Source organism: Enterobacter sp. PI-10 (genome assembly GCF_027947695.1).
Taxonomy (GTDB): Bacteria; Pseudomonadota; Gammaproteobacteria; order Enterobacterales; family Enterobacteriaceae; genus Enterobacter; species Enterobacter vonholyi.
On record NZ_JAJNOG010000003.1, the window covers coordinates 241,808 to 264,493 of the forward strand.

Below are 22,686 nucleotides of genomic sequence, written 5' to 3' on the forward strand. Positions count from 1 at the left end.
TTCTGGAGTAAACCACCATGTCTGAAGGCTGGAACATTGCCATTTTAGGTGCCACGGGTGCCGTGGGCGAAGCCCTGCTCGAAACGCTTGCTGAGCGTCAGTTCCCGGTGGGCGATATCTATGCGCTGGCGCGTACCGATAGCGCGGGTGAGCATCTGCGTTTTAACAGTAAATCCGTCATGGTTCAGGATGCGGCGGCGTTCGACTGGACGCAGGCGCAGCTGGCGTTTTTCGCTGCAGGTGCTGAAGCCACTGCGGCGTACGTTGAAGAGGCGACCAACGCAGGCTGCCTGGTCATCGACCTGAGCGGCCTGTTCTCCATGGAGCCGGATGTGCCGCTGGTGGTGCCGGACGTGAACCCGTTTGTGCTGGCTGACTACCGCAACCGTAACGTCATTGCGGTGCCGAACAGCCTGACCAGCCAGCTGCTGACTGCACTGAAACCGCTGATCGACGACGGCGGCCTGTCGCGCATTACCGTCACCAGCCTGCTGTCCGCGTCCGCAAACGGCAAAAAGGCCGTTGACGCGCTGGCCGGGCAGAGCGCGAAGCTGCTGAACGGCATTCCGATTGATGAAGATGATTTCTTTGGCCGCCAGCTGGCGTTCAACATGCTGCCGCTGCTGCCGGACCGCGAGGGCTCCGTGCGCGAAGAGCGTCGTATCGTCGATGAGGTGCGTAAAATTCTGCAGGATGATGGCCTGATGATCTCCGCAAACGTCGTGCAGTCCCCGGTCTTCTACGGTCACGCGCAGATGGTCGGCTTTGAAGCGCTGCGTCCCCTGGCGGCAGAAGAGGCGCGCGATGCGTTTGGCCGCGGGGAAGACATCGTCCTCTCCGAAGAGAGCGAGTTCCCGACGCAGGTGGGCGATGCCACCGGCAGCGCGCATCTTTCCGTTGGCTGCGTGCGGAACGACTACGGTATGCCGGAGCAGGTCCAGTTCTGGTCCGTTGCCGACAACGTTCGCTTCGGCGGCGCGCTGATGGCGGTCAAGATCGCTGAAAAACTGGTGCAGGAGTACCTGTACTGATGTCAGACGTGGAACAAAAGCCGGTTCATAAAATTGCCCTCGGTATTGAGTACGATGGCAGTAAATATTATGGCTGGCAGCGTCAGAATGAGGTGCGCAGCGTTCAGGAGAAGCTGGAGAAAGCGCTCTCTCAGGTGGCAAACGAGCCGATTAACGTCCTGTGCGCAGGCCGTACGGATGCCGGCGTTCACGGCACGGGGCAGGTGGTTCACTTTGAAACCACCGCCGTGCGTAAGGATGCCGCCTGGACGCTGGGTGTAAATGCGAATTTGCCTGGTGACATTGCGGTGCGCTGGGTGAAAGCTGTGCCGGATGATTTTCACGCGCGCTTCAGCGCCACGGCGCGCCGTTACCGCTACGTCATCTACAACCAGCGCCTGCGTCCGGCTGTGTTGAGCCAGGGCGTGACGCATTTTTATGAACCGCTCGACGCAGAACGTATGCATCGCGCGGCGCAGTGTCTGATTGGTGAAAATGACTTTACGTCGTTTCGTGCGGTGCAGTGTCAATCCCGTACGCCGTGGCGCAACGTCATGCACATCAACGTCAGCCGTTTTGGCGCGTATGTGGTGGTGGATATCAAAGCCAATGCCTTTGTACATCATATGGTTCGGAATATTGTGGGCAGCCTGATGGAAGTAGGTGCCGGACACCAGCCGGAGAGCTGGATTGCAGACCTGCTGGCAGCGAAGGACAGAACGCTTGCGGCAGCCACGGCGAAAGCGGAAGGATTGTATCTGGTCTCAGTAGACTATCCGGAACGATTTGACCTGCCGAAACCGCCAATGGGCCCGCTGTTTTTAGCGGACTAAACAAAGGTGCAATAAGGGCTTAGACAATATGGACGTAATACGTTTTCTGATTGATTTCATTCTGCATATTGATGTTCACCTGGCGGAGCTGGTCGCGCAGTACGGCGTCTGGGTTTACGCCATTCTGTTCCTCATTCTGTTTTGTGAAACCGGTCTGGTCGTTACCCCATTCCTGCCAGGGGATTCACTGCTGTTCGTTGCCGGGGCGTTATCGGCGTTACCCACCAATGACCTGAACGTGCATCTTATGGTTGTGCTGATGGTAATTGCCGCCATTGTCGGTGATGCGGTCAACTATACGATTGGTCGCGTATTCGGTGAGCGGCTTTTCAGCAATCCGGATTCGAAAATTTTCCGTCGCAGCTATTTAGATAAAACCCATGCGTTTTATGAACGCCATGGCGGTAAAACCATTATCCTTGCGCGTTTTGTGCCTATTGTGCGCACATTTGCACCGTTTGTGGCGGGAATGGGACATATGTCCTATCGTCATTTTGCCATGTATAACGTCGTGGGGGCGCTGCTGTGGGTACTGCTGTTTACCTACGCAGGCTACCTGTTTGGCGATCTCCCTGTGGTTCAGGAAAACCTTAAGTTACTGATTGTAGCGATTATTGTGCTTTCCGTACTGCCTGGCGTTATCGAAATTATTCGTCACAAACGTGCGGCGGCAAAACAAGCGAAGTAAATGCACGCTGGCGGTTCGACCACTTTTTTATCCAAAGTTTCGGGCTGTTATGTTTTAATGTGCAACATTCATGGTCTGTTGGAGGCAAAAATGGCATTATTCGCCTCTTATAGCAAAACTGGCATACGACCAGGTTCAGGCAGAAAGGTTATCAATGAGCTGGATTGAACGAATTAAAAGCAACATTACCCCAACGCGCAAAGCGAGCATTCCTGAAGGGGTATGGACGAAGTGTGATAGCTGCGGTCAGGTTCTGTATCGCGCAGAGCTGGAACGCAACCTTGAGGTGTGTCCGAAGTGTGACCACCATATGCGTATGTCGGCGCGCAACCGCCTGCATAGCCTGCTGGACGAAGGTTCTCTGGTAGAACTGGGCAGCGAGCTTGAGCCAAAAGACGTGCTGAAGTTCCGCGATTCCAAGAAATATAAAGATCGTCTGGCCTCCGCACAGAAAGAGACCGGCGAGAAAGACGCGCTGGTCGTCATGAAAGGCACCCTGCATGGGATGCCGGTTGTTGCCGCTGCGTTTGAGTTCTCCTTTATGGGCGGCTCAATGGGCTCCGTGGTCGGTGCGCGCTTCGTGCGTGCCGTTGAGCAGGCGCTGGAAGACAACTGTCCGCTGATCTGTTTCTCTGCCTCCGGCGGAGCACGTATGCAGGAAGCGCTGATGTCCCTGATGCAGATGGCTAAAACCTCTGCAGCGCTGGCGAAGATGCAGGAGCGCGGTCTGCCGTACATCTCCGTGCTGACCGACCCAACCATGGGCGGCGTCTCCGCGAGCTTCGCGATGCTGGGCGACCTGAACGTCGCTGAGCCAAAAGCGCTGATCGGCTTTGCGGGTCCTCGCGTTATCGAGCAGACCGTTCGTGAAAAACTGCCGCCGGGCTTCCAGCGCAGTGAGTTCCTCATCGAGAAAGGCGCCATCGACATGATCGTCCGCCGTCCGGAAATGCGCCTGAAGCTGGCGAGCATCCTGGCGAAGCTGATGAATCTGCCAGCGCCAAACCCGGATGAGCCGCGCGAAGGCGTGGTGGTACCGGATCAGGAACCCGAGGCCTGATAACTGAAAAGGGCAGGGCCGGTTGGCGCTGCCCTTTTGCTTTCTAATCTGTTAATGACAACCGGGCATTATGGAAAATAAAAGCATTCCCCAAGCCACGTCGCCCCTGGCCGCGTGGCTTTCTTATCTGGAAAACCTGCACAGTAAAACCATCGATATGGGGCTTGAACGGGTGAGCCAGGTTGCCGCGCGTCTTGATGTGCTCAAACCGGCACCTTTCGTGTTCACCGTCGCAGGGACAAACGGTAAAGGCACGACCTGCCGCACGCTGGAGTCCGTCCTGATGTCGGCCGGTTACAGGGTAGGCGTTTATAGCTCTCCACACCTGGTCCGCTACACCGAGCGGGTTCGCGTGCAAAATCGCGAACTGCCGGAATCCGCGCATACGGCGTCGTTCGCGGAAATTGAAGCCGCGCGCGGCGAGATCTCATTAACCTATTTTGAATACGGCACCCTGTCGGCCCTGTGGCTGTTTAAACAGGCGCAGATGGATGTGGTGATCCTTGAGGTTGGCCTCGGAGGACGTCTTGATGCAACCAATATCGTGGATGCAGATGTGGCGGTGGTCACCAGCATCGCGCTGGATCATATCGACTGGCTGGGTCCGGATCGTGAAAGCATTGGCCGCGAGAAGGCCGGTATTTTCCGCGCAAATAAACCCGCCGTGGTCGGCGAGCCGGATATGCCACACACCATTGCTGACGTAGCAAACGAGAAGGGCGCGCGTCTGCTGCGCCGCGGCGTTGACTGGCAGTATGAGGTTCAGAACAACGGCTGGCGCTTTAGCGACGCGCAGGGGGCACTGGATAACTTGCCGTTGCCGCAGGTTCCGCAGCCGAACGCGGCCACCGCGCTGGCGGCACTGCGCGCCAGCGGATTGGTGGTGAGCGAGCAGGCAATCCGCAACGGCATTCAGAGCGCAATTCTGCCCGGGCGTTTCCAGATTGTCAGCGAGTCACCGCGCCTGATTCTGGACGTGGCGCATAACCCGCATGCGGCGGCGTATCTCGCGGGACGTCTCAAATCGTTACCAAAAACCGGGCGCGTGCTGGCGGTTATCGGTATGCTTCATGATAAAGATATCGGCGGGACGCTGGCCTGCATGGAGAGTGTGGTCGATAGCTGGTATTGTGCTCCTCTGGAAGGGCCGCGCGGCGCGACGGCCGAGCAGTTGATGGAACATCTCGGCAAAGGCGCAATCTACAGTAGCGTGGCTCAGGCCTGGCATGCCGCGATGGCGGATGCTAAACCAGAAGATACCGTGCTGGTGTGTGGTTCATTCCACACGGTGGCACATGTCATGGAAGTGATGGACGCGGGGAGAACCGGTGGCGAGTAAGTTTCAGAACCGTTTAACAGGAACCATTGTGCTGGTCGCGCTCGGGGTGATTATTCTTCCCGGGCTGCTCGACGGGCAGAAAAAGCATTATCAGGATGAGTTTGCCGCTATTCCGCTGGTGCCGAAACCGGGTGACCGCGATGAGCCGGATATGCTGCCCGCGGCGACGCAGGCGCTGCCTGCTCAGCCACCGGAAGGCGCGGCGGAAGAGGTGCGCGCGGGCGATGCCGCAGCACCGTCGCTCGATCCGTCTCGCCTGGCGGCAGCGAGCAGCAGCGATATCGATCCGGTGCCGGTAGAGCAGCCTAAACCGGTTGAAAAACCGAAGCCGGTTGAGAAGCCGCAGCCGAAACCGCAGCGCGATAAAACGGCAGAACAGCTCGCCGCGGCGTCAGAAACCCCACCGCCAGCAAAACCGGCGCAGCAGGACGCTGCTGCCCCAACGGGTAAAGCCTACGTGGTGCAGCTCGGTGCGCTGAAAAACGCCGACAAAGTCAACGAGGTCGTGAGCAAACTGAGAAGTGCGGGATACCGTGTTTACACTTCACCTTCCACGCCGGTGCAGGGTAAAATTACCCGTATCCTCGTGGGGCCAGAAGCGTCTAAAGACAAACTGAAAGGGTCGCTGGGTGAGCTGAAGCAGATCTCCGGCCTGAGCGGTGTGGTGATGGGTTACAGCGCAAACTAAGTACGACCTGCTCCTTTAAGAGAGAGGCGATAAGCCACGGCGTTGAACATTTTTTCAGCGCCTTTTTTATTTACGCGCGGGAAGGAAATCCCTACGCAAACGTTTTCTTTTTCTGTTAGAATTCGCCCCGAACTGGATGACAGGGCGTTTAATCGTGGGACACATATGGTCTGGATTGATTACGCCATCATTGCGGTGATTGGTTTTTCCTGTCTGGTTAGCCTGATCCGTGGCTTTGTTCGTGAAGCGTTATCGCTGGTGACTTGGGGTTGTGCTTTCTTTGTCGCCAGTCATTACTACACTTACCTGTCTGTCTGGTTCACGGGCTTTGAAGATGAACTGGTCCGAAACGGAATTGCCATCGCGGTGCTGTTTATCGCAACGCTGATTGTCGGCGCTATCGTGAATTACGTGATAGGTCAGCTGGTCGAGAAAACCGGTCTGTCAGGAACGGACAGGGTGCTCGGGATCTGTTTCGGAGCGTTGCGAGGCGTGCTGATTGTGGCCGCGATCCTGTTCTTCCTGGATACCTTCACCGGGTTCTCCAAAAGCGAAGACTGGCAGAAATCGCAGCTCATTCCAGAGTTCAGCTTCATCATCAGATGGTTCTTTGACTATCTGCAAAGCTCGTCGAGTTTTTTGCCCAGGGCATAAACCCTGAGATGTGGCTTAACGAGGAAAAGACGAATGTGCGGTATTGTCGGTATCGCCGGTTTCATGCCGGTAAACCAGTCGATTTATGACGCGTTAACGGTGCTTCAGCACCGTGGGCAGGATGCTGCGGGTATCATCACCATTGATGCAAACAACTGCTTCCGTTTACGCAAGGCGAATGGCCTGGTAAACGATGTGTTTGAAGCCCGCCATATGCAGCGTCTGCAAGGTAATATGGGGATCGGTCACGTTCGTTATCCTACTGCTGGCAGTTCCAGCGCCTCTGAGGCACAGCCTTTCTACGTCAACTCACCGTATGGCATCACCCTTGCTCATAACGGCAACCTGACCAACGCGCATGAGCTGCGTAAAAAGCTGTTCGAAGAGAAACGTCGCCACATTAACACCACCTCTGATTCTGAAATCCTGCTCAATGTGTTCGCCAGCGAGCTGGATAACTTCCGTCACTATCCGCTGGAAGCAGACAACATCTTTGCCGCGATTGCCGCGACAAACCGTCAGATCCGCGGCGCGTACGCCTGCGTTGCGATGATCATCGGTCACGGTATGGTCGCCTTCCGCGATCCAAACGGCATTCGTCCGCTGGTGCTCGGTAAGCGCGACCTTGGCGACGGCCGTACTGAATATATGGTTGCCTCTGAAAGCGTGGCGCTGGATACCCTGGGCTTCGAATTCCTGCGCGACGTTGCGCCGGGCGAAGCGGTCTACATCACCGAGAAGGGGCAGCTGTTTACCCGCCAGTGTGCCGATAACCCGGTCAGTAACCCGTGCCTGTTTGAATACGTTTACTTTGCCCGTCCGGATTCCTTCATCGACAAGATTTCCGTCTACAGCGCGCGCGTCAACATGGGCACCAAGCTGGGCGAGAAGATTGCCCGCGAGTGGGATGATCTCGACATCGACGTGGTTATTCCTATCCCGGAAACCTCCTGCGATATCGCGCTGGAGATCGCCCGCATTCTGGATAAGCCATACCGTCAGGGCTTCGTGAAGAACCGCTACGTTGGCCGCACGTTTATCATGCCGGGGCAGCATCTGCGCCGTAAGTCCGTGCGCCGCAAGCTGAACGCCAACCGCGCGGAGTTCCGCGACAAGAACGTTCTGCTGGTGGATGACTCCATCGTTCGCGGCACCACCTCTGAGCAGATTATCGAGATGGCGCGTGAAGCGGGTGCGAAGAAAGTCTACCTGGCCTCTGCTGCGCCGGAGATTCGCTTCCCGAACGTGTATGGTATTGATATGCCAACCGCCAACGAGCTGATCGCTCACGGTCGTGAAGTGGATGAAATTCGTCAGATCATCGGTGCCGACGGCCTGATTTTCCAGGATCTGAACGATCTTATCGACGCGGTGCGTGCCGAGAATCCGGAAATTCAGCAGTTTGAATGCTCCGTGTTTAACGGTATTTACGTGACCAAAGACGTTGACCAGCAGTACCTCGACTATCTTGATTCACTGCGCAACGACGACGCCAAAGCCGTCCAGCTGCAGAACGATCTCGAAAGCTTAGAGATGCACAACGAAGGTTGATGCTCCGGCAGGTGAGGGCGAATGCCCTCACTTGCAACTCCCCGCAAAATCCTGCACAGTCTGCCCTGAAATCAGTAAGGGCGAAAATCATGAAACGACTCATTGTTGGGCTCAGCGGCGCCAGCGGCGCGATTTACGGCGTACGTTTGTTACAGGTTCTGCGTAGCGTGACGGACGTCGAAACCCATCTGGTGATGAGCCAGGCGGCGCGGCAGACCCTCTCTCTGGAAACCGATCTCTCCCTGCGCGATGTTCAGGCACTGGCGGACGTGGTTCACGATGCCCGTGATATCGCCGCCAGCATCTCCTCAGGCTCGTTTAAAACGACCGGCATGGTTATCCTGCCCTGTTCGATTAAAACGCTCTCCGGCATTGTGAACAGCTATACGGACACCCTGGTGACGCGCGCGGCGGATGTGGTGCTGAAGGAGCGGCGTCCCCTGGTGCTGTGCGTGCGGGAAACGCCGCTGCACCTGGGCCATCTGCGCTTAATGACGCAGGCTGCGGAGCTGGGGGCTGTCATCATGCCGCCGGTACCCGCGTTCTATCATCGCCCGACCTCGCTGAATGACGTGATTAATCAGACCGTTAACCGCGTGCTGGATCAGTTTGACATCGACCTGCCCGACGATCTCTTCACCCGCTGGCAGGGAGCCTGAATCTGTGCACAAAACAGGTGCATGAAAAGACAAGTTGCCCTGTTTCAGGGCAATTATGCAACGGTGATCATATCCTCGACATTTAATTCGTTTTTTCCCTTTTTCTCTTTCCGGTTCGTTCGGCAGACCTGCTATCTTTCACCATTAAGGCAATATCGCAACGTTTTATTAACATATTTAACGTCGAAGTTTTGACCAGACGGCAATGTGGCATAAGACCTGCAAGATGAAGCCTGCAACACAACACACAACACAATACATAATAAAATCACGGTACTTGAGGGTAAATGTATGAAGAAGACGGTTCTGGCTCTGTCTTTGCTCGTGGGGTTAAGTGCGGCAGCAGGTAGCTACGCAGCGCTTCCACAGACGGTTCGTATCGGTACAGACGCAACCTACGCGCCATTCTCTTCCAAGGATGCGAAAGGTGATTTCGTAGGGTTTGATATCGATCTGGGTAATGAAATGTGCAAGCGCATTGCGGTGAAATGCACATGGGTGGGCAGCGACTTTGACGCGTTAATCCCGTCGCTGAAAGCCAAGAAAATTGACGCCATTATCTCTTCTCTCTCCATCACCGAAAAACGTCAGCAGGAGATTGCCTTCTCTGACAAGCTCTACGCCGCGGATTCTCGCCTGATTGCGCCGAAAGGCTCCCCGATTAAGCCCACCATCGACTCTCTGAAGGGCAAACACGTCGGCGTGCTTCAGGGCTCGACGCAGGAAGGCTATGCCAATGCTAACTGGCGTGAGAAGGGCGTAGACGTGGTGGCTTACCAGAACCAGGATCTGATTTACTCTGACCTGGCGGCAGGCCGTCTGGATGCTGCATTCCAGGATGAAGTCGCCGCGAGCGAAGGCTTCCTGAAGCAGCCTGCGGGCAAAGAATTCGCGTTTGCTGGCCCGTCTGTAAAAGACAAAAAGTACTTTGGTGACGGCACCGGGATTGGCCTGCGTAAGGATGATACCGAGCTGAAAGCCGCCTTCGACAAAGCCTTTGCGGAGCTGCGTAAAGACGGTACTTACGACAAACTGGCGAAGAAATACTTCGACTTCAACGTATACGGTGAATAACACCTGACGGTAACGCACCGGAGAGGTGCGTTGCGGGAGCGGTTGACCCAATACAGTGCATTAAATGCACTGTATTGGATCGCTTTGTGCATACTTACGCATTTATAATGCAAAAATTCCCGCCTGAAGGGCATTAGTCTTTGCCTGGCAGAGGGGATTAATGGCACATTAGCACCACCCCGTCGTCGTAAAAATCCCGTATGAAGACAGTTTGTTGAGGATAAATATGAAAAAACTCGTGTTATCACTATCTCTGGTACTGGCCTTTTCCAGCGCCACCGCGGCATTCGCAGCCATTCCGCAGAAAATCCGAATTGGTACCGATCCAACCTATGCGCCGTTCGAATCGAAGAATTCAAAGGGTGAACTGGTCGGTTTTGACATCGATCTGGCCAACGAGCTGTGCAAACGCATCAAAGCACAGTGTACCTACGTTGAGAACCCGCTGGATGCGCTGATCCCGTCCCTGAAAGCGAAAAAAATCGACGTAATCATGTCCTCGCTCTCCATCACCGAAAAACGCCAGCAGGAGATTGCCTTCACCGACAAACTCTATGCGGCCGATTCACGTCTGGTGGTAGCTAAAGCTTCTGACATTCAGCCAACGCTGGAGTCGCTAAAAGGCAAACGCGTCGGCGTGCTGCAGGGCACCACGCAGGAAACCTACGGCAACGAACACTGGGCGCCGAAGGGGATTGAAATCGTCTCCTATCAGGGCCAGGAAAATATCTACGCTGACCTGACGGCAGGCCGAATTGATGCGGCATTCCAGGATGAAGTCGCGGCAAGCGAAGGCTTCCTGAAAACGCCGGTGGGTAAAGATTACAAGTTTGGCGGCCCGTCCATTAAGGACGTGAAGTTGTTTGGTGTGGGCACCGGTATGGGCCTGCGCAAAGAAGACAACGAGCTGCGTGAGGCGCTGAACAAAGCGTTCGCTGAAATGCGTGCTGACGGTACCTACGACAAGCTGGCGAAAAAGTACTTTGATTTTAATGTTTACGGCGGCTAATCGCCCCGTCAAATAACGTGCGGCCCCTCCCGCTGCGGGAGGGGAAAAGACACGGTTCCACCACTCACGATACGACAGGGCTCGCGGTATGCTGTACGGATTTTCTGGCGTTATTTTACAGGGCGCGCTTGTCACCCTTGAGCTGGCTATCAGCTCCGTGGTGCTGGCGGTGCTGATAGGTCTGGCAGGCGCAGGTGCGAAGCTTTCGGCGAACAAACCGCTGGCGCTGATTTTTGAAGGCTACACCACGCTTATTCGCGGCGTTCCCGATCTGGTGCTGATGCTGCTTATCTTTTACGGTCTGCAGATTGCGCTGAACAGCTTAACGGACGCGATGGGCATGGGACAAATTGATATCGACCCGATGGTGGCCGGTATTATTACCCTCGGTTTTATCTACGGCGCCTACTTCACCGAAACCTTCCGCGGCGCCTACATGGCCGTGCCGAAAGGCCACATTGAGGCGGCAACCGCATTTGGTTTTACCTCTTCACAAACGTTTCGTCGGATTATGTTCCCGGCCATGATGCGCTATGCGCTTCCGGGCATCGGCAACAACTGGCAGGTTATCCTTAAAGCCACGGCGCTGGTCTCGCTGCTCGGTCTGGAAGACGTCGTGAAAGCGACTCAGCTGGCGGGCAAGAGCACCTGGGAGCCGTTCTACTTTGCGGTGGTCTGCGGCGTGATCTATCTGGTCTTTACGACCGTCTCCAATGGTGTGCTGCTTCTTCTCGAGCGTCGCTACTCCGTGGGTGTGAAGAGGGCTGACCTGTGATTGAGATTATTCAGGAATACTGGAAATCGCTGCTGTGGACAGATGGCTACCGCTTTACCGGCGTGGCGATTACCCTCTGGCTGCTGATCTCCTCCGTGGTGATGGGCGGTATTCTGGCGGTGTTTCTCGCCATTGGCCGCGTGTCGAACAATAAATTCATCCAGTTCCCGATCTGGCTGTTCACCTACGTATTTCGCGGTACGCCGCTGTACGTGCAGCTGCTGGTGTTCTATTCGGGGATGTATACGCTTGAGATCGTAAAAGGCACTGAGATGCTGAATGCGTTCTTCCGCAGCGGTCTGAACTGTACGGTGCTGGCGTTGACGCTCAACACCTGCGCCTACACCACCGAGATTTTCGCGGGGGCGATTCGTTCGGTTCCATACGGTGAGATAGAAGCTGCGCGAGCCTACGGCTTCTCGTCGGTGAAACTCTACCGCTGCATCATTCTGCCGTCGGCCCTGCGTATTGCGTTACCGGCGTACAGTAACGAAGTGATTTTGATGCTGCACTCCACCGCGCTCGCTTTTACCGCGACGGTGCCGGATCTGCTCAAAATCGCGCGCGATATTAACTCCGCGACCTATCAGCCGTTTACCGCGTTTGGCATTGCGGCGGTGCTCTATTTAATTATCTCTTATGTTCTGATTAGCCTGTTCCGTAAGGCTGAAAAACGCTGGTTGCAGCATATAAAACCTTCTTCGACGCACTGAGAAAGATGATGGCTGAGAACAAATTAAACGTTATTGATTTGCACAAACGCTACGGCGAACATGAAGTGCTGAAAGGGGTGTCGCTGCAGGCAAATGCTGGCGACGTAATCAGTATCATCGGCTCATCCGGCTCGGGGAAAAGTACCTTCCTGCGCTGCATTAACTTCCTCGAAAAACCGAGCGAAGGCTCGATTGTGGTGAGCGGGCAGAATATTAACCTGGTCCGTGACAAAGACGGACAGCTGAAGGTTGCGGATAAAAATCAGCTACGCCTGCTGCGTACCCGCCTGACGATGGTTTTCCAGCACTTCAACCTCTGGAGCCACATGACGGTGCTGGAGAACGTGATGGAAGCGCCGGTTCAGGTGCTGGGCCTGAGCAAGCATGAAGCTCGCGAGCGCGCGGTGAAATACCTGGCGAAAGTGGGCATCGACGAGCGCCAGCAGATGAAATACCCGGTGCATCTCTCCGGCGGTCAGCAGCAGCGTGTCTCCATCGCACGCGCGCTGGCGATGGAACCCGAGGTGCTGCTGTTCGACGAACCGACCTCCGCGCTGGACCCCGAACTCGTTGGCGAAGTGTTGCGCATCATGCAGAAGCTAGCCGAAGAGGGCAAAACGATGGTGGTGGTGACGCACGAGATGGGCTTCGCCCGTAACGTCTCGAACCACGTTATCTTCCTGCATCAGGGGAAAATTGAAGAGCAGGGGCACCCGGACGAAGTGCTGGCGAACCCGCAAAGCCCGCGTTTGCAACAGTTCCTGAAGGGGTCGTTGAAGTAGATTTTGTCTTTCCCCTCTCCCTATGGGAGAGGGGCGAGTTGAGGGCATCAGGCCGCACCGCACTCCAACCTGTACACCCAGTCGTCATAGCGCACGCCGTCAATCTCATACGCCTTTTCCAGCACCTGCGTACGCACGAACCCGACTTTCTCCAGCACCCGCACCGACCCGCCGTTGTCCGCCAGGACATACGCGTTAATCGCTTTCACGCCGGTCTGGTTGAACGCATAATCACACACCGCGCGCAGCGCTTCGCTGGCGATACCTTTGCCCTGCGCGGCAGGCACAACCGTATAGCCGATATCCGCCTCTTCACGATTCTCTGCGCTGATTTGCAGGCCGATATCGCCCAGCGGCGTATCATCATCCCGCGCGCGAATAACAAACACATGAGCAGCAGCGAGTCGCGCGGCAAACACGCGTCGGGTCTCTTTTTCCGGGGCGATGGCGGCCATGTAGCGCATGATACTGCGATCTTCTCGTAGCGAGCGGAAGAAGGCCCAGTCAGTGGGTTCGAAAGGGGTGAGGTAAAGCCGGGGTGTGGTGATGGTTGCCATTGTTACGCCATATCTTCGGAACACGGCCTGTCACTGTACCATATTCACCGCACCACATCCCCCAGCGCCTCTTCTAATTCATACCAGCGGAACGCAAACCCGGCCGCTTCCAGCCGTTTGGGCAGTGCCCGCTGCCCGCCTAATACCAGAACAGACGCTTCACCCATCATCAGGCGAATAACCGTCGCAGGCACGCGCAAAATTGCCGGACGGTGCAGGGCATGCCCCAGCGCGTGGGCAAACTGTTCATTGCGCACCGGATACGGCGCAACCATATTGAACGGCCCGCGCAGATCGTTATCCAGCAGCCAGAGAATCCCGTTGACCATATCGTCGATATGGATCCAGGCCAGGTACTGACGACCATTACCGATGGGGCCACCGAGTCCGAGCCGGAAAGGGGGAAGCATCTTCGCCAGAATGCCGCCTTTCGGCGCGAGAACGACACCGGTCCGCAGCAGGCAGACGCGGGTCCGATCGCTCTGCGCCGCGCAGGCGATACGCTCCCACTGGGCGCAGAGCTTATGGGTAAACTCATTATGGGGCGGCTCTTCCTCGGTTACAACCACCTCGCCAAGATCGCCGTAATAGCCCACTGCGGAACCCGAAATCAGCACTGAAGGTGGCGTGGGGCTATTGCGGATCAGCTCGACCAGCTTTTCGGTAATATTCCACCGGCTGCTGCACAACAGCTGTTTTTGCTCTTCCGTCCAGCGCTTATCGGCGATGGGTTCACCCGCGAGGTTAATGACGGCGTCGAAGCCGTCCAGATTTTGCTGCTCGGCCAGATTTTTCCAGATATCAACGCCTGCCCCCAGCACCTGGCGCGCTTTCTCCGGGCTGCGCGTGACTACAGTGATGTCATGGTGCATGGCCTGCAGACGCGCAATGAGGTGACGACCAATCAGGCCTGTACCGCCGGTCAGCAAAATCTTCATACAACCTCCAGGTTTACGCCTGGCGCCGCCAGCTTAACGTCATGGAGACGGAGTCGGCATAGCGCAGGGCGTGAAGTTTATCGATCTCAACTTCAGCATAAGTGACCCAGTGATGTTCGCGTGCGATATCGAGCACATCCTGAGTTAATTTTTCCAGCAGAGAAAAGCGGTTATTCTCAACGTACTGGATGATGTTTTTGGTGATTGTGCGGTAGTTCAGCGCGTCGTTGATGTCTTCGCTGGCCCGCGCTTTGTCTGCGGGGTAGTGAATTACCACGTTAATGACAATATCCTGACGGTTGGCGATCTCTTCCTCTTTGATGCCGATGAAGGTACGCAGGCGTAAATTTTTTATGCGAATAATAGCGTCTGGCTGTGACATTGCAGGTCTTCTCCGTGTCAGTATTTCCTGCCCATAATACATGAGAGCTTCACAGGCACCCAGCCTCATACCGGGTTAAATTTGCTGGATTTTTTGCATCGCCCGCTCGGTCGCCGGGCGGGTCCGGATGCGCTCAAACCAGTTGTTCACCGCCGGGAAAGCGGCCAGGTCAATGCGGTGTTTTTCATGCGTATTCACCCACGGCCAGCAGGCGATATCGGCAATACTGTAATGATCGCCCCCGAGCCACGGCGTTTTCTTCAGCCGACGGTTCAGAACGTCATAGAGTCGTTGAGTCTCAACCTGATAGCGTTCTATCGCGTAAGGAATAGGCTGCGGGGCGTAAGCGGTAAAATGATGATTTTGTCCCAGCATGGGGCCCAGCCCGCTTGCCTGCCAGAAAAGCCATTGCAGGGTATGGTGACGCTCGCGCAGTTCGCCGCTCAGCAGCTTGCCGGTTTTCTCCGCCAGATAGAGCAAAATTTCACCGGATTCAAACAGGCTCAATGGTCTGCCCCCGTCCGCCGGCTGGTTATCAATAATGGCCGGGATTTTATTATTCGGCGAGATAGCCAGAAAGAGAGGGCTGAACTGTTCGCCTTTGCTGATATCCACGCGAATGATCCTGTAATCCAGCTCGGCTTCTTCAAGAAAGAGGGTGATCTTATGGCCGTTTGGGGTAGGGGCGTAATAAAGGTCGATCATTCTCAACTCCTGTCCATGCGAATAGTGGTGCCATGACAAATGAGTATAGGTGGTTGTTGTAAATCGTGAGTTTTCATCAAGTGACAGCGAGGCAAAGAGATTATATGTTGAGTAAAAACCGATCAGCCTATGAGGATGTTATGAACCAGCCCGTCATCACGTTGTGGTCCGATGCGAATTTCTTTTCTCCCTATGTTATGAGCGTATACGTTGCGCTGGCCGAAAAAGGGCTCACCTTTACGCTGAAGACCGTTGATCTCGACGGCGGTGAACATCTCAAACCACAGTGGCAGGGTTACGACCTGACCCGACGCGTGCCGGTGCTGGAGATTGACGGTTTTGCCCTGAGCGAATCGTCGGCGATCGATGAGTATCTGGAAGATCGGTTCGCCCCCCCGGAGTGGGAACGTATCTATCCTCACGATCTGCAAAAGCGCGCGCGGGCGCGGCAGATCCAGGCGTGGCTGCGTAGCGATCTGGTGCCGATTCGCGTCGAACGCTCGACGGACGTTGTGTTTGCCGGGGTGAAAAAGCCGGCGCTGAGCGCAGAAGGTGTAGAAAGCGCGAAGAAACTGATTGAAACCGCCACCTCGCTGCTTGCCCATGGCAACCCGAATCTTTTTGGCGAGTGGTGCATTGCCGACGCCGATCTGGCGTTGATGCTAAACCGCCTGATCCTCAACGGTGATGAGGTGCCGCAGCTGCTGGTGGATTATGCTGCGTTTCAGTGGCAGCGTGCCTCCGTGCAGCGCTATGTGGCACTCTCGGCTAAGCGCGCGGGCTGATAAGCCCGGACGCTTAAGGTATGATGGGGGCAGTCTGTTTTACCGAGGAGTGACTGATGAAACTGATGTTTGCGTCGGATATCCATGGATCGCTGCCCGCAACCGAGCGTGTCCTTTCCCTGTTTGCACAAAGCGGTGCGCAGTGGCTGATTATTTTGGGCGACGTGCTGAATCACGGCCCGCGCAACGCGCTGCCGGAAGGCTATGACCCTGCGCAGGTCGCGGAAAAGCTCAACCCGTACGCCTCGCGCATCATCGCCGTTCGCGGCAACTGCGACAGCGAAGTGGACCAGATGCTGCTGCATTTTCCCCTTACCGCGCCGTGGCAGCAGGTGCTGCTGGAACAAAGCCGCCTGTTCCTGACGCACGGGCATCTTTTTAGCCCGGATAATCTCCCGGCGCTCGCGGCTGGCGATGTCCTGGTTTACGGTCATACTCATATTCCGGTTGCGGAAAAACGCGGTGAGATTTATCACTTTAATCCGGGCTCGGTTAGCCTCCCAAAAGGCGGATATCCTGCGAGCTACGGCATGCTGGAAGGAAATACCCTGAGCGTTATCGCACTTAATGATCAGCAAGTTATTGCGCAGGTAGCGATTAATCCGTAAGTTACACCTCAACTGCAAACGCGCCGAAAGAGCGCTTAGAAGAGAAGGTTTCCCGATGGTGGAGCAGAGTCATTTGGCAAGTACAGAGTGGGTTGACATTGTCAGCGAAGAGAATGAAGTGATCGCGCAGGCCAGCCGCGAACAAATGCGTGCGGAGCGTCTGCGTCACCGTGCAACGTACATCGTTGTGCATGACGGTATGGGCAAAATTCTGGTCCAGCGCCGTACGGACACCAAAGATTTTCTCCCGGGTATGCTGGATGCCACCGCAGGCGGGGTTGTCCAGGCAGATGAAGTGCTGCTGGATTCCGCGCGTCGAGAAGCAGAAGAAGAGCTAGGTATCGCCGGTGTGCCGTTTGCCGAGCACGGTCAGTTCTATTTCGAAGACGAAAACTGTCGCGTCTGGGGCGGGCTGTTTAGCTGCGTTTCTCACGGCCCGTTTGCCCTGCAGGAAGAAGAGGTGAGTGAAGTCTGCTGGATGACGCCGGAAGAAATTACCGCGCGTTGCGACGAGTTTACGCCGGATTCATTAAAAGCGCTGGCGCTGTGGATGACCCGCAACGCCAAAAACGAATCGACCAAATCAGAGAAAGAGGAAGAGGCTGAGTAAGCTTCAGCAACTCTCTCTCAGACACAGACTGGACGCGATGGGCTTTTGATCGCGCCAGTCGCCGCCATTCAGTCGCTCCAGTAGTGCTTTCCCGGCTTCAACTCCAATCTTACGATGCGGCACCGCCATCGTCGTCAGCGGCGGCTGACAGACGCGGCTCACGTCGCTATCGCCAAACCCTACCACTGCCAGATCGTCCGGCACTTTGATTCGCCTGCGCTGGCACTCGTATAGCGCGCCGCAGGCCAGCTCGTCAGAGACGCACACCAACGCATCCAGCTCCGGCCACGCCAGCAGGAATTCAGGCAGCTGCGCCGCGCCGGTCGAGAAGCTCGGCGGCATCGCCGCGTTAATGACCCGGTTCGGCGACATATGGTGGCGAAGCATGGCCTTGTACCAGCCCTGCAGATGCTGCTGGAAAATCCACTGCTCCTGGTTGGCGCACAGGAGGCCAATATTTTGGTAGCCGCGCTTAATCACCATTTCCGTGAGCTCATACATGGCCGCTACGTTATCAATCCCGATATTCATATCAATCGGGTCGGCGCGCATGGCACCCATCTCCATCACCGGAATGGAGGCGTTTTTCAGCCAGTGGCGAACGGTATCGGTATGTTCAACGCTGAGCAGGATAGCGGCGGCAATGTTCGACGCCAGCAGCGTCTCCAGCAGTTTCTCCTCCTGCTCAAGACGATGCTGGGACTCAGCCAGCATGATCTGATACCCGGCAGGCTGCAGCACCTGCTGTAGCCCGGCGAACATCTCCGAGCAGCCTGCTTCGGAGAGGTTGGGCACCACCATGGCTATCGTCCATGACGACGCCGAGGCCAGGGCACTGGCGGCAAGATTAGGCATATAACCCAGCTCCTGCACGGCAGCTTCAATTTTTTCTCGTAGTTTATCGGAAACCTGCTCGGGCGTGCGAAGCGCACGGGACACGGTCATCGTGCCCACACCGGCAAGCTGTGCGACATCGGCGAGTGTCACTTTACCAGTACTGCGCCGTTTTCGGGTTAGAGACATACACCTTCCTGCTGACCAGACGCGTTCTTATTTTCCTTCGTTTCACGTGACAGGCAGTATACGCCTTAAATCCCTTTTTTTGCTGTGATTTAGCAACGTGATTGCAATTTGATAGCGCTATCACATTTCTGCATGATAACGATTGGTAGCGCTATCTTTGTGATCGCGATCGCAGTCAATCAGTGATGCGTTGAATAAAGTTTGCTCATCTTAAGCGTGTCGCGGGAGTGAAAAGTGCTCAAAAAATGGATATATGATACAACCATCACGCTGCAGGAGAGCGTGGAAAACTGGCCGCAGGCGCTGGAGCTGTGCGCGAAGCCGCTGCTGGATTTGCAGGTGATTGAGCCTGAATACGTCACGGCCATCATCCAGCAGCACCACACGTTAGGACCTTATTATGTGCTGGCACCAGGGCTGGCGATGCCGCATGCGCGGCCGGAGGAAGGCGCCAAAGGACTGGGGTTGTCGTTATTAAAACTAAAACAGGGCGTCTCGTTTGGTGCCGGTGAGTTTGACCCTGTCGACGTCATTATTATGCTCGCGGCACCCGACAAAAATAGCCATATCGAGATGATCTCGTCGCTGGCAGAGTTATTTTCCAGCGATACCGATATGGCCGAACTGCATCAGGTGAATACGCGGGAGGAAATTAAAACGATTATTAACCGCTTCTGATTTAATTCTTTAATCCGGTTTTTCACAACATTACGCGTCAGCGTGATGGGGCGTACTCTACTCAAAATAAGGGGACAACAATGAAAATCATGGCTATTTGCGGTTCTGGCCTGGGCAGCAGTTTTATGGTCGAAATGAATATAAAAAAGGTGCTCAAAAAGCTGGAGATTGAGGCTGAGGTTGAACATTCCGATCTCTCCTCGGCCACGCCGGGCGCGGCCGATCTGTTCGTGATGGCAAAAGACATTGCGGCCAGCGCCAGCGTGCCGGAAAGCCAGCTGGTGGTGATCAACAACATCATCGACATCAACGAACTTGAAGCGCAGCTGCGCGCCTGGTTCGAAACACAATAACCCTGATAAGGCGAGGTGGATATGTTTATCCTTGAAACGCTGAATTTCGTTGTTGATATTTTAAAAGTCCCTTCGGTGCTGGTCGGTTTAATTGCGCTTATTGGTCTGGTTGCGCAGAAAAAAGCGTTTTCGGACGTGGTGAAAGGAACCATTAAAACTATTCTGGGCTTTATTGTGCTGGGCGGCGGCGCCACTGTGCTGGTCGGGTCATTAAATCCGTTAGGCGGTATGTTCGAACACGCCTTTACGATTCAGGGCATTATTCCAAACAATGAAGCGATTGTCTCCATTGCGCTGGAAAAATACGGTGCAGCGACCGCGCTGATTATGGCCTTCGGCATGGTGGCGAATATTATCGTCGCGCGCTTTACTCGCCTGAAGTACATCTTCCTGACCGGGCACCACACGTTTTACATGGCGTGCATGATTGGCGTGATCCTGACGGTAGCAGGCTTTGAGGGCGTGGGTCTGGTCTTTACCGGCTCGCTGATCCTCGGCCTGATCATGGCTTTCTTCCCGGCGATTGCGCAGCGCTACATGAAGCGCATTACCGGCAACGATGAGATTGCCTTCGGCCACTTTGGCACGCTGGGCTACGTGCTGTCGGGCTGGATTGGCAGCAAGGTCGGCAAAGGCTCCCGCTCAACCGAAGAGATGAACCTGCCGAAGAATCTGAGCTTCCTGCGCGACAGCTCGATCTCCATTTCCCTGACCATGATGATTATCTACCTGATCATGGCGGTGAGCGCCGGGCGCGAGTACGTCGAGGCTACCTTCAGCGCCGGCCAGAACTACCTCGTCTACGCCATCATCATGGCAATCACCTTTGCGGCGGGGGTGTTCATTATCCTGCAGGGCGTACGCCTGATTCTGGCAGAAATCGTCCCGGCCTTTACCGGCTTCTCGGAGAAACTGGTGCCGAACGCGCGTCCTGCGCTGGACTGCCCGGTGGTGTACCCCTATGCGCCAAACGCGGTGCTGATTGGCTTCCTGTTCAGCTTCCTCGGCGGGATTGTGGGGTTGTTCATCTGCGGTCAGTTTAGCTGGGTGCTGATCCTCCCGGGCGTCGTGCCGCACTTCTTCACCGGCGCAACGGCGGGAGTGTTCGGTAACGCCACCGGTGGACGTCGCGGGGCGATGATCGGTGCGTTTGCCAACGGCCTGCTGATTACCTTCCTGCCGGTCCTGTTGCTGCCGGTACTGGGCGCCATTGGTTTTGCCAACACCACCTTCTCGGACGCCGACTTCGGCGCGGTCGGGATTGTGCTCGGCAACCTGGCGCGCTTCCTGTCGCCGCTGGCCATCACCGGGCTGGTCGTGGCGCTGTTTGCGCTGCTGGTGGCGTACAACATCTTCGCGAAAAACAAACCTGCAGGCGGTAACGCGCAGGAAAACACCGGAGCCAAATCATGAATGAGAAAGAGATAACCGAACTCGCGCGTCAGATCCGTCTTGAGACGCTGAAGTCGCTGACGCAGCTGGGCTTTGGACACTACGGCGGCAGCATGTCGGTGGTTGAAACGCTGGCCGTGCTCTACGGCGCGGTGATGAAAATCGACCCGGCGGATCCGGACTGGCCGGAGCGAGACTATTTTGTTCTGTCGAAAGGCCATGCGGGCCCGGCGCTCTACAGCACGCTGGCGATCAAGGGCTACTTCCCGGTGGAAGAGCTGAGCACGCTGAACCAGAACGGCACGCGCCTGCCGAGCCACCCGGACCGCCTGAAAACGCGCGGCGTAGATGCTACCACCGGTTCGCTGGGACAGGGGATTTCCATCGCCGGCGGTATGGCGCTGTCGCACAGGCTGGTCGGGCGACCGAATCGGGTCTTCTGCATCGTCGGCGACGGCGAGCTGAACGAGGGGCAGTGCTGGGAAGCATTCCAGTTTATTGCCCACCATCGCCTGAACAACCTGACGGTATTTGTCGACTGGAACAAACAGCAGCTCGACGGCGAGCTGGACGAGATCATCAGCGCGTTCGACCTGGAGGGGAAATTCCGCGCCTTTGGCTTTGACGTGGCGACGGTGAAGGGGGACGACATTCCGGGTCTGCTGGCAGTGACGTCGCGGATCCGGGCAGCCGATTCGCGTCCGTTAGTCGTCATCCTCGACAGCATCAAAGGCCAGGGGGTGCCGTATCTGGAGCAGCTCAGCAACTCGCACCACCTGCGATTGACCGCGGAGAGCAAAGCGGCCCTCAACGAGACGATTCGCCAACTGGAGGCTTCACATGATTAAGGTTGCACCGGCAGGACAGAAAGACGCCGTTGAGATGCGTAAGGTCTACGCTGGCTTCGTGGCAAAACAGATTGAGGCCGGAAGTGACATCATTGCGCTCGAAGCAGACCTGATGAGCTCGATGGCGATGGACGGCGTAGCGCGAGATTATCCGCAGCACGTGATTAACTGCGGCATTATGGAGGCCAACGTCATCGGCACGGCGGCGGGGCTGTCGCTTACCGGACGCAAGCCGTTCGTTCACACCTTCACCGCCTTTGCCAGCCGCCGCTGTTTTGACCAGCTGTTTATGTCTCTGGACTATCAGCGAAACAACGTGAAGGTGATTGCTTCAGACGCGGGCGTGACGGCCTGCCACAACGGCGGAACGCATATGTCGTTTGAGGATATGGGCATCGTGCGCGGGCTGGCGCATTCGGTGGTGCTGGAGGTCACCGACGCGGTGATGTTCGAGGACGTGCTGCGACAGCTTATCGATCTCGACGGCTTCTACTGGGTGCGGACCATCCGTAAGCAGGCACCGAGCGTGTATGCGCCTGGCTCAACCTTCACAATCGGCAAAGGCAACGTGCTGCGCGAAGGAACCGATATTACCCTGATTGCCAACGGCATCATGGTGTCGGAAGCGCTGGAAGCCGCGCGCCACCTTGAGCAGGAGGGCATCAGCGCGGCGGTCATCGACATGTTTACCCTGAAGCCTATCGACCGGATGCTGGTGAAAAACTACGCCGAGAAGACCGGGCGCATCGTCACCTGTGAAAACCACAGCATTCACAACGGCCTCGGGTCGGCGGTGGCGGAAGTGCTGGTGGAAACCTGCCCGGTGCCGATGCGGCGGGTGGGCGTTAAGGAGCGTTATGGCCAGGTGGGGACGCAGGATTTTCTGCAGAAAGAGTATGGCCTGACGGCACATGACATTGTATCGGCGGCGCGCGAGCTGCTGTAAATAAAAAAGGCGACCGGTTAAGTGGT

The 22,686-nt window shown here is 56.1% G+C and carries 27 protein-coding genes; 22 read left to right on the top strand and 5 right to left on the bottom strand.

Annotated features, from left to right (window positions below):
• Positions 1-17 precede the first annotated feature (17 nt).
• From LRM19_RS09560 to hisP, 14 genes are all read left to right on the top strand, one after another.
• The gene (locus tag LRM19_RS09560; RefSeq protein WP_024908943.1) at positions 18-1,031 is read left to right on the top strand and encodes an aspartate-semialdehyde dehydrogenase; all 1,014 of its coding nucleotides are present in this window, start codon (positions 18-20) and stop codon (positions 1,029-1,031) included.
• The gene (truA, locus tag LRM19_RS09565) at positions 1,031-1,843 is read left to right on the top strand and encodes a tRNA pseudouridine(38-40) synthase TruA (protein WP_115875908.1); all 813 of its coding nucleotides are present in this window, start codon (positions 1,031-1,033) and stop codon (positions 1,841-1,843) included. Before LRM19_RS09560 ends, truA begins: the two co-directional genes overlap by 1 nt.
• Positions 1,844-1,871: 28 nt before the next feature.
• Positions 1,872-2,531, top strand: a complete 660-nt coding sequence (locus tag LRM19_RS09570) for a DedA family protein (protein ID WP_008502599.1) — start codon at positions 1,872-1,874, stop codon at positions 2,529-2,531.
• A gap of 154 nt (positions 2,532-2,685) precedes the next feature.
• The gene (gene accD / locus LRM19_RS09575; RefSeq protein ID WP_111965256.1) at positions 2,686-3,591 is read left to right on the top strand and encodes an acetyl-CoA carboxylase, carboxyltransferase subunit beta; all 906 of its coding nucleotides are present in this window, start codon (positions 2,686-2,688) and stop codon (positions 3,589-3,591) included.
• Positions 3,592-3,661: 70 nt separating this feature from the next.
• The gene (gene folC, locus LRM19_RS09580) at positions 3,662-4,930 is read left to right on the top strand and encodes a bifunctional tetrahydrofolate synthase/dihydrofolate synthase (protein ID WP_271368491.1); all 1,269 of its coding nucleotides are present in this window, start codon (positions 3,662-3,664) and stop codon (positions 4,928-4,930) included.
• Positions 4,920-5,618 (top strand): cell division protein DedD, encoded by a 699-nt coding sequence (gene dedD, locus LRM19_RS09585; RefSeq protein WP_111965258.1) that lies wholly within the window; start codon positions 4,920-4,922, stop codon positions 5,616-5,618. The genes folC and dedD overlap by 11 nt, the downstream gene beginning before the upstream one ends.
• Positions 5,619-5,783: 165 nt before the next feature.
• Entirely contained in the window at positions 5,784-6,272 is a 489-nt protein-coding gene (gene cvpA, locus LRM19_RS09590; RefSeq protein ID WP_000262116.1) for a colicin V production protein, read from the top strand.
• Between the two features lie 33 nt (positions 6,273-6,305).
• Positions 6,306-7,823 (top strand): amidophosphoribosyltransferase, encoded by a 1,518-nt coding sequence (gene purF / locus LRM19_RS09595; protein WP_021241570.1) that lies wholly within the window; start codon positions 6,306-6,308, stop codon positions 7,821-7,823.
• A gap of 89 nt (positions 7,824-7,912) precedes the next feature.
• Positions 7,913-8,482: a UbiX family flavin prenyltransferase gene (locus LRM19_RS09600; protein WP_271368559.1), complete on the top strand. Its 570-nt coding sequence runs from the start codon at positions 7,913-7,915 to the stop codon at positions 8,480-8,482.
• Between the two features lie 291 nt (positions 8,483-8,773).
• A complete protein-coding gene (gene argT / locus LRM19_RS09605) occupies positions 8,774-9,556 on the top strand; it encodes a lysine/arginine/ornithine ABC transporter substrate-binding protein ArgT (protein ID WP_023616063.1) in 783 nt (260 codons plus the stop codon).
• A 226-nt stretch (positions 9,557-9,782) separates the two neighbouring features.
• Positions 9,783-10,565, top strand: coding sequence for a histidine ABC transporter substrate-binding protein HisJ (hisJ, locus tag LRM19_RS09610; RefSeq protein ID WP_023336423.1), 783 nt, complete (start codon positions 9,783-9,785; stop codon positions 10,563-10,565).
• An 88-nt stretch (positions 10,566-10,653) separates the two neighbouring features.
• Positions 10,654-11,340, top strand: coding sequence for a histidine ABC transporter permease HisQ (locus LRM19_RS09615; protein ID WP_271368563.1), 687 nt, complete (start codon positions 10,654-10,656; stop codon positions 11,338-11,340).
• Entirely contained in the window at positions 11,337-12,053 is a 717-nt protein-coding gene (locus tag LRM19_RS09620) for an ABC transporter permease (RefSeq protein ID WP_008502590.1), read from the top strand. The genes LRM19_RS09615 and LRM19_RS09620 overlap by 4 nt, the downstream gene beginning before the upstream one ends.
• Before the next feature lie 8 nt (positions 12,054-12,061).
• Positions 12,062-12,835 (top strand): histidine ABC transporter ATP-binding protein HisP, encoded by a 774-nt coding sequence (hisP, locus tag LRM19_RS09625; RefSeq protein ID WP_014832781.1) that lies wholly within the window; start codon positions 12,062-12,064, stop codon positions 12,833-12,835.
• 47 nt (positions 12,836-12,882) lie between these two features.
• On the opposite strand, the gene LRM19_RS09630 is transcribed toward hisP, so the two are convergent.
• The 4 genes from LRM19_RS09630 to yfcG all read right to left on the bottom strand — a co-directional run bounded on the left by LRM19_RS09630 (position 12,883) and on the right by yfcG (position 15,417).
• Positions 12,883-13,392, bottom strand: coding sequence for a GNAT family N-acetyltransferase (locus LRM19_RS09630; RefSeq protein ID WP_271368567.1), 510 nt, complete (start codon positions 13,390-13,392; stop codon positions 12,883-12,885).
• A 44-nt stretch (positions 13,393-13,436) separates the two neighbouring features.
• Positions 13,437-14,330 carry a TIGR01777 family oxidoreductase gene (locus tag LRM19_RS09635; protein ID WP_271368569.1) on the bottom strand — a complete coding sequence of 298 codons (894 nt, stop codon included), beginning with the start codon at positions 14,328-14,330 and terminating at the stop codon, positions 13,437-13,439.
• A 13-nt stretch (positions 14,331-14,343) separates the two neighbouring features.
• Positions 14,344-14,712: a dihydroneopterin triphosphate 2'-epimerase gene (folX, locus tag LRM19_RS09640; RefSeq protein ID WP_023312555.1), complete on the bottom strand. Its 369-nt coding sequence runs from the start codon at positions 14,710-14,712 to the stop codon at positions 14,344-14,346.
• 75 nt (positions 14,713-14,787) lie between these two features.
• Positions 14,788-15,417: a GSH-dependent disulfide bond oxidoreductase gene (yfcG, locus tag LRM19_RS09645; protein WP_133294860.1), complete on the bottom strand. Its 630-nt coding sequence runs from the start codon at positions 15,415-15,417 to the stop codon at positions 14,788-14,790.
• 140 nt (positions 15,418-15,557) lie between these two features.
• On the opposite strand from yfcG, the gene yfcF reads away from it, so the two are divergent.
• Genes yfcF through yfcD form a run of 3 tightly spaced genes read left to right on the top strand, consistent with a single transcriptional unit; the run spans position 15,558 to position 17,420 of the window.
• A complete protein-coding gene (yfcF, locus tag LRM19_RS09650) occupies positions 15,558-16,202 on the top strand; it encodes a glutathione transferase (protein ID WP_127731800.1) in 645 nt (214 codons plus the stop codon).
• Positions 16,203-16,258: 56 nt separating this feature from the next.
• Complete coding sequence (yfcE, locus tag LRM19_RS09655) at positions 16,259-16,810, top strand: phosphodiesterase (RefSeq protein ID WP_271368572.1); 552 nt, start codon at positions 16,259-16,261, stop codon at positions 16,808-16,810.
• Between the two features lie 55 nt (positions 16,811-16,865).
• The gene (gene yfcD, locus LRM19_RS09660; protein ID WP_032641987.1) at positions 16,866-17,420 is read left to right on the top strand and encodes an NUDIX hydrolase YfcD; all 555 of its coding nucleotides are present in this window, start codon (positions 16,866-16,868) and stop codon (positions 17,418-17,420) included.
• A gap of 3 nt (positions 17,421-17,423) precedes the next feature.
• On the opposite strand, the gene LRM19_RS09665 is transcribed toward yfcD, so the two are convergent.
• Positions 17,424-18,443 (bottom strand): LacI family DNA-binding transcriptional regulator, encoded by a 1,020-nt coding sequence (locus LRM19_RS09665; RefSeq protein WP_127731794.1) that lies wholly within the window; start codon positions 18,441-18,443, stop codon positions 17,424-17,426.
• A gap of 234 nt (positions 18,444-18,677) precedes the next feature.
• On the opposite strand from LRM19_RS09665, the gene LRM19_RS09670 reads away from it, so the two are divergent.
• The 5 genes from LRM19_RS09670 to LRM19_RS09690 all read left to right on the top strand — a co-directional run bounded on the left by LRM19_RS09670 (position 18,678) and on the right by LRM19_RS09690 (position 22,660).
• The gene (locus LRM19_RS09670; RefSeq protein WP_271368576.1) at positions 18,678-19,121 is read left to right on the top strand and encodes a PTS sugar transporter subunit IIA; all 444 of its coding nucleotides are present in this window, start codon (positions 18,678-18,680) and stop codon (positions 19,119-19,121) included.
• An 80-nt stretch (positions 19,122-19,201) separates the two neighbouring features.
• Positions 19,202-19,474: a PTS sugar transporter subunit IIB gene (locus tag LRM19_RS09675; RefSeq protein ID WP_271368578.1), complete on the top strand. Its 273-nt coding sequence runs from the start codon at positions 19,202-19,204 to the stop codon at positions 19,472-19,474.
• 21 nt (positions 19,475-19,495) lie between these two features.
• A complete protein-coding gene (locus LRM19_RS09680) occupies positions 19,496-20,887 on the top strand; it encodes a PTS ascorbate transporter subunit IIC (RefSeq protein ID WP_115875900.1) in 1,392 nt (463 codons plus the stop codon).
• Complete coding sequence (locus LRM19_RS09685) at positions 20,884-21,714, top strand: transketolase (protein ID WP_271368581.1); 831 nt, start codon at positions 20,884-20,886, stop codon at positions 21,712-21,714. Before LRM19_RS09680 ends, LRM19_RS09685 begins: the two co-directional genes overlap by 4 nt.
• Positions 21,707-22,660: a transketolase family protein gene (locus LRM19_RS09690; RefSeq protein ID WP_271368582.1), complete on the top strand. Its 954-nt coding sequence runs from the start codon at positions 21,707-21,709 to the stop codon at positions 22,658-22,660. Before LRM19_RS09685 ends, LRM19_RS09690 begins: the two co-directional genes overlap by 8 nt.
• The last annotated feature ends 26 nt before the right edge of the window (positions 22,661-22,686 follow it).